General features: G+C 61.1%; 4 protein-coding genes. All 4 read left to right on the top strand.

Features of this window, described 5'->3' with window-relative positions; translation table 11 throughout:
* Positions 1-1,399: sigma-54 dependent transcriptional regulator (locus ACIP1X_RS27815; RefSeq protein WP_400755872.1), on the top strand; the 1,399-nt coding region annotated here is incomplete at its 5' end.
* Positions 1,400-1,509: 110 nt separating this feature from the next.
* On the top strand, positions 1,510-2,721 hold the full coding sequence (locus ACIP1X_RS27810) for a sensor histidine kinase (RefSeq protein WP_400755871.1): 1,212 nt from the start codon (positions 1,510-1,512) through the stop codon (positions 2,719-2,721).
* 5 nt (positions 2,722-2,726) lie between these two features.
* Positions 2,727-4,118 (top strand): sigma-54-dependent transcriptional regulator, encoded by a 1,392-nt coding sequence (locus tag ACIP1X_RS27805; RefSeq protein ID WP_400755873.1) that lies wholly within the window; start codon positions 2,727-2,729, stop codon positions 4,116-4,118.
* A 251-nt stretch (positions 4,119-4,369) separates the two neighbouring features.
* Positions 4,370-4,699, top strand: coding sequence for a flagellar hook-basal body complex protein FliE (gene fliE, locus ACIP1X_RS27800; protein ID WP_053118352.1), 330 nt, complete (start codon positions 4,370-4,372; stop codon positions 4,697-4,699).
* Positions 4,700-4,751 lie beyond the last annotated feature (52 nt).

Raw genomic sequence — 4,751 nt, 5'->3', positions numbered from 1 at the left:
TCTCGGCGAAGAAAATTTACCCTGCGGCAGCCATGACTGGCAGCAGGCAGTCGGCTCTTTGTCGTCTAGTCGTGAAGTCATTTGCGTACTGATCGGGACGGTTAATGCTCCTGGCGCGCTTTTGGGCTTGTTAAAGACACTCTCAAGCTGGGATGAGTTCCTTCCCGTCTTGCTGATGGGCGATAATTCTTCCGTCGACTTGCCGGAAGACCAGCGCCGCCGGGTGTTGTCGACCCTGGAAATGCCGCCGAGCTACAGCAAATTGCTCGACTCCCTGCACCGTGCCCAGGTCTATCGCGAGATGTACGACCAGGCCCGCGAGCGCGGTCGCCATCGCGAACCCAACCTGTTCCGCAGCCTCGTTGGCACCAGCCGTGCGATTCAGCACGTGCGCCAGATGATGCAGCAAGTCGCCGACACCGACGCCAGCGTGCTGATCCTCGGCGAGTCCGGCACCGGCAAGGAAGTGGTCGCGCGTAACCTGCATTACCATTCCAAGCGTCGCGACGCGCCGTTTGTGCCGGTCAACTGCGGGGCGATCCCGGCAGAGCTGCTCGAAAGCGAACTGTTCGGCCACGAGAAAGGCGCCTTCACCGGCGCGATCACCAGCCGTGCCGGCCGTTTTGAACTGGCCAACGGCGGGACGCTGTTCCTCGACGAAATCGGCGACATGCCGCTGCCGATGCAGGTCAAACTGCTGCGCGTCCTGCAGGAACGCACCTTCGAACGCGTGGGCAGCAACAAGACCCAGAGCGTCGATGTGCGCATCATCGCCGCGACCCACAAGAATCTCGAAAGCATGATCGAGATCGGCACCTTCCGCGAAGATCTCTACTATCGCCTGAACGTGTTCCCGATCGAGATGGCGCCGCTGCGTGAGCGCGTCGAAGACATCCCGCTGCTGATGAACGAACTGATCTCGCGCATGGAACACGAAAAGCGCGGCTCGATCCGTTTCAATTCGGCGGCGATCATGTCGCTGTGCCGTCACGGCTGGCCGGGCAACGTCCGCGAACTCGCCAACCTCGTTGAGCGCATGGCGATCATGCACCCGTACGGGGTGATCGGCGTGGTCGAGTTGCCGAAGAAATTCCGCTACGTCGACGACGAAGACGAACAGCTGGTCGACAGCCTGCGCAGTGATCTCGAAGAGCGCGTGGCCATCAACGGTCATACCCCGGACTTCACCGCCAACGCCTTGCTGCCGCCGGAAGGCCTGGATTTGAAGGACTACCTCGGTGGTCTCGAACAAGGCCTTATTCAGCAAGCGCTGGACGACGCCAATGGCATCGTGGCGCGTGCGGCCGAGCGTCTGCGTATTCGCCGCACCACGCTGGTGGAGAAGATGCGCAAGTACGGCATGAGCCGCCGCGACGGAGACGAACAGGCGGAGGATTGACGCCTGTTTTTCAACTGCTTCATTTGTAAGCAGTTTTTTTTAGGCACGGGTATTGCTACATCCCTCGCAACGTTCCGTTTAACTGACGGTCAGCCACGCGAGAGACCACAATGCCCCACGCCGCCCCGATCTCTTCTGCCTCCCGATCCGAGGCATCATCCTCGTCCGTAGAGCAGGCCAGCCGGCAGGGTCTTGAGCAGTCGTTCGCGCTGTTCAATCAGATGTCGAGCCAACTGACCGACTCCTACAGCATGCTTGAAGCGCGGGTCACCGAGCTCAAGGGTGAACTGGCCGTGGTCAGCGCCCAGCGCATGCAGGAACTGGCGGAAAAAGAACGCCTGGCCAACCGTCTGCAAAACCTCCTCGATCTGTTGCCCGGTGGCGTCATTGTGATTGACGGTCACGGCATTGTCGTCGAAGCCAATCCGGCCGCGATCGAGTTGCTCGGCCTGCCGCTGGAAGGCGAATTGTGGCGCCACGTCATCGCCCGCTGCTTCGCGCCGCGTGAAGACGATGGCCATGAAATCTCTCTGAAAAACGGTCGACGCTTGTCGATTGCCACCCGCTCGCTGGATGCCGAGCCGGGGCAATTGGTGCTGCTCAACGATTTGACGGAAACCCGTCATCTGCAAGATCAACTGGCGCGCCACGAGCGTCTGTCGTCGCTGGGACGCATGGTTGCTTCGCTGGCCCATCAAATCCGTACGCCACTGTCTGCCGCATTGCTGTACGCCAGTCATTTGACTGAGCAGGAATTGCCGGTCGCCACTCAACAACGTTTCGCCGGGCGCCTGAAAGAACGCCTGCACGAGCTGGAGCACCAGGTGCGCGACATGCTGGTGTTCGCCCGTGGCGAGCTGCCGCTGACCGATCGCCTGACGCCGAATGCCCTGATGCAATCGCTGCAAGCCGCCGCGCTGACCCATGTGCAGGATCTGCCGATCCGCTGGCAGTGCGACAGTCATGCCGGCGAGTTACTGTGCAACCGCGACACGCTGGTCGGCGCGCTGCTGAATCTGATCGAAAACGCCATTCAGGCCAGTCCCGGTGACGTGCGCCTGAAAGTGCATTGCTACGCCCGCGACAACACCTTGCGCATCAGCGTCAGTGACAGCGGCAGCGGTATCGAACCCGCTGTTCTGGCGCGTCTCGGCGAACCTTTTTTCACCACTAAAGTGACCGGCACTGGCCTCGGCCTGACCGTGGTCAAAGCGGTCGCCCGTGCGCATCAGGGAGAATTGCTGCTGCGTTCGCGAGTCGGGCGCGGCACGTGTGCGCAGGTGATCCTGCCGCTGTTTTCCGCAGTACAAGGAGCTGAGTGATCGCCATGGGCATCAAGGTTTTGCTGGTCGAGGACGACCGCTCGTTGCGCGAAGCGCTGACCGACACGCTGTTGCTGGCCGGGCATGATTACCATGCGGTCGGCAGCGCTGAAGAAGCGTTGACGGCGGTGGCGCGAGAAGCGTTCAGTCTGGTGGTCAGCGACGTCAATATGCCCGGCATGGATGGTCATCAATTGCTCGCGCTGCTGCGCTCGCGCCAACCGCAATTGCCGGTGTTGCTGATGACTGCCCACGGCGCAGTCGAGCGCGCGGTGGATGCGATGCGCCAGGGCGCGGCGGATTATCTGGTCAAACCGTTTGAGCCCAAAGCGTTGCTGGATCTGGTCGCGCGGCATGCGCTGGGCAATCTCGGCGCGTGCGAAAGCGAAGGGCCGATTGCGGTCGAACCGGCCAGCGCTCAGCTTCTTGAGTTAGCGGCACGCGTCGCGCGTAGCGATTCCACGGTGCTGATCTCCGGCGAGTCCGGCACCGGTAAAGAAGTGCTGGCGCGCTACATTCACCAGCAATCCCATCGCGCCAATCAACCGTTCATTGCGATCAACTGCGCGGCGATTCCGGACAACATGCTCGAAGCGACATTATTCGGGCACGAGAAAGGCTCGTTCACCGGCGCCATTGCCGCTCAGGCCGGCAAGTTTGAGCAGGCGGACGGCGGCACCATTCTGCTCGACGAAATTTCCGAAATGCCGCTGGGCCTGCAAGCCAAACTGCTGCGCGTCCTGCAAGAGCGCGAAGTCGAGCGCGTTGGCGCGCGCAAGCCGATCACCCTGGATATTCGCGTGGTCGCCACCACTAACCGTGATCTGGCCGGTGAAGTGGCGGCGGGACGTTTCCGTGAAGACTTGTTCTATCGGCTGTCGGTTTTTCCGTTGGCCTGGCGGCCGTTGCGCGAGCGCACCGCCGACATCCTGCCGCTGGCCGAGCGCCTGCTGGCCAAGCACGTCAATAAAATGAAGCACGCGGCGGCAAAACTCTCGCCCGAGGCACAGGCGTGCCTGACCGGGTACCCGTGGCCGGGCAATGTCCGTGAGCTGGATAACGCCATTCAGCGCGCCTTGATTCTGCAGCAGGGCGGTTTGATCCAGCCGCAGGATTTCTGCCTGTCCGGCCCGGTTATGTTTGCCACATTGCCGACGCCAGCGCCCGCTGCGCCGGTGATTCGTGAAGTCGAGATCGAGGCGGATTCCGCCGGTGCCTTGGGCGATGACCTGCGCCGCCGGGAGTTTCAGATGATCATCGATACCCTGCGCAGCGAACGTGGCCGGCGCAAAGAGGCGGCGGAAAAGCTCGGCATCAGCCCACGCACCCTGCGCTACAAACTGGCGCAAATGCGTGACGCCGGGATGGATGTCGAAGCGTACTTATTCGCCACCTGAAACCACCGCAGACCCATTGTGGGAGGGGGCTTGCTCCCGAAGGCGGCGTGTCGGTTGCATAAATATCGACTGACAACCCGTCTTCGGGAGCAAGCCCCCTCCCACAGTGATTTGCGGTGGCTTCGCTGTTCGCGCGGTGCCCCGATTGGCTTTTGTGGAAGAAGTCCGCCGAGCTGGCACCCTTGTTGCTAATACCTGTGTACCCGCCGAGTGAGTGTCAAAAAATTGCGGGCCGCCCAAGAGAGTAGACCATGAGCCAAGGTATTGAATTTAATCGGTTGATGATGGACATGAAGGCCATGAAAATGGACGCCATGTCTTCGCCGAAGACCACTTCCGCCGTGCCGGAAATGGCCGGCAGCAGCTTTTCCGACATGCTCGGTCAGGCCATCAACAAAGTCAGCGATACCCAGCAGGCGTCCACTCAGTTGGCCAATGCTTTCGAAGTCGGCAAGACCGGCGTCGACCTGACTGACGTGATGATCGCTTCGCAAAAAGCCAGCGTGTCGTTCCAGGCTCTGACCCAGGTGCGCAACAAACTGGTTCAGGCGTATCAAGACATCATGCAGATGCCGGTTTAAGGACGAGATTGAGTCATGGCAGAAGCAGTCGCCGATAACGTTCCGGCCAAGG

Origin of the sequence: Pseudomonas sp. NPDC088885 (assembly GCF_044750025.1) — a bacterium.
Lineage (GTDB): Bacteria > Pseudomonadota > Gammaproteobacteria > Pseudomonadales > Pseudomonadaceae > Aquipseudomonas > Aquipseudomonas rustica.
The sequence above is the reverse complement of the archived record's forward strand: the minus strand, read 5'-3'. Positions and strand labels throughout refer to the sequence as shown.

Bases quoted from the DNA above. Each gene is read 5' to 3' on its own strand.
- ACIP1X_RS27810 (WP_400755871.1), top strand. From the start codon at position 1,510: ATGCCCCACGCCGCCCCGATCTCTTCTGCCTCCCGATCCGAGGCATCA.
- ACIP1X_RS27805 (WP_400755873.1), top strand. From the start codon at position 2,727: ATGGGCATCAAGGTTTTGCTGGTCGAGGACGACCGCTCGTTGCGCGAA.
- fliE (WP_053118352.1), top strand. From the start codon at position 4,370: ATGAGCCAAGGTATTGAATTTAATCGGTTGATGATGGACATGAAGGCC.